We start from the raw sequence: 1,563 nt of genomic DNA, 5'->3' as shown, positions 1-1,563 counted from the left end.
GCGTTGGGACTGGTCGGCGAGTCCGGTTCGGGCAAGAGTTCGGTTGCCATGGCGATCCTGCGCTACCTGCCGGGGAACGCGCGAGTGGCGGCCTCGGCGCTGGAGTTCCAGGGCCGGGAAATCAGCGGGCTTTCCGGCGAGGAGCTGCGCGGCCTGCGCGGCGATCGCATCGCGGCTGTCTACCAACATCCGGGCGCCGCGCTCAGTCCGGCCATGACGATCGGAAGACAGATCGGCGAGACGATCATGCGCCATCGCCCGGTGCGCCACGAGGAAGCGCGCTGGCGCTCCGCCGAGTTGCTCCGGCGTGTGCGCGTCGCCAATCCCGAGCGGGTGCTCGATCTCTACCCGCATGAGCTTTCCGGCGGCATGCAGCAGCGCGCCAACATCGCCATCGCCATCGCGCTCGACCCGGCGCTGCTGGTTCTGGACGAGCCGACCACGGCGCTCGACGCAAGCGTGCAGTCGGAGGTCATCGCGATCCTCGACGACCTGCGCCGCGACCACAAAACCAGCATCCTCCTGATCAGCCACGACATCAACCTGATCCGCCGCTCCTGCGACCGGGTGGCGGTTATGCAGTCAGGCGCGGTGGTCGAGAGCGGCGATGCCGCGGATGTCTTCGAGCACCCGGACCATGCCTATACCAAGGCGCTGATCGCCTCGATCCCGGCGCTCAATTTCACCAAGCGGGATGGGAGGCTAGCTGAAATCGGCACGACCGTTCGTGGTCGCCCCAAGGCGACCGTTAACGGTCTCGATCAAAGAGACGGGCGGATCGCCATCGCCTGCAAGGAGATCAGTCATTCCTTCCGCGACCAGGCGGTGCTGCACAAGGTCGAGCTCCGCATCGAGCAAGGCGAAACCTTCGGCCTGATCGGTGGATCCGGCTCCGGCAAATCGACGCTGGCGCGGATCGTCACCGGGCTGCAGACGCCTAGCCAAGGATCGGTCGAGCTGTTCGGCAGGACGGTGGCGCCACGCGCCGAGAAGCGGGCGCCAGGCGAACGGCGCGACGTGCAGATGGTCTTCCAGTCGCCCGACCGCACGCTCAACCCGCGCCACCGGATCGGGCGGATCATCAGCCGGCCGCTGCGGCGGCTTGCCGGGCTTGGCCGGAGCCAGGCGCGCGAACGCGCCGCCGAGCTTCTCCGCTCCGTCCGGCTGGCGGAGACAACCGCGGAACAGAAGCCACGCTCATTGTCCGGCGGCCAGCGGCAGAGGGCGGCGATCGCCCGGGCCTTCGCCGGCGCGCCGAAAGTGGTGGTGCTTGACGAGCCGACCTCAGCGCTCGACGTCTCGGTGCAGGCAACGGTGCTCAACCTGCTCAACGATCTGCAGAGCGACAGGAACACGACCTATCTGTTCATCAGCCACGACCTCAGGGTGGTGCGCTACATGGCGGACAGGATCGGCGTGCTCTATCGCGGCCGGCTGGTCGAGACCGGCGCGTCCGAACAGGTCTTTCGCGGACCCAACCACCCCTACACGAAGCAGCTTTTGGCAGCGTCTTCGGATGAGTCACCTGCGGTCTCAGTCCAGGCGGAGATTGCGGCCGAAATC

1 protein-coding gene is annotated in these 1,563 nt (G+C 67.4%); it reads left to right on the top strand.

The window, feature by feature from the left end; translation table 11 throughout:
- A partial coding sequence (locus tag EOA27_RS35850) for an ABC transporter ATP-binding protein (protein WP_145970812.1) occupies positions 1 to 1,563 on the top strand: 1,563 nt, incomplete at both ends.

The organism is Mesorhizobium sp. M2A.F.Ca.ET.037.01.1.1, assembly GCF_003998075.1.
GTDB lineage: Bacteria > Pseudomonadota > Alphaproteobacteria > Rhizobiales > Rhizobiaceae > Mesorhizobium.
This window is presented reverse-complemented; position numbering and strand designations above follow the sequence as displayed.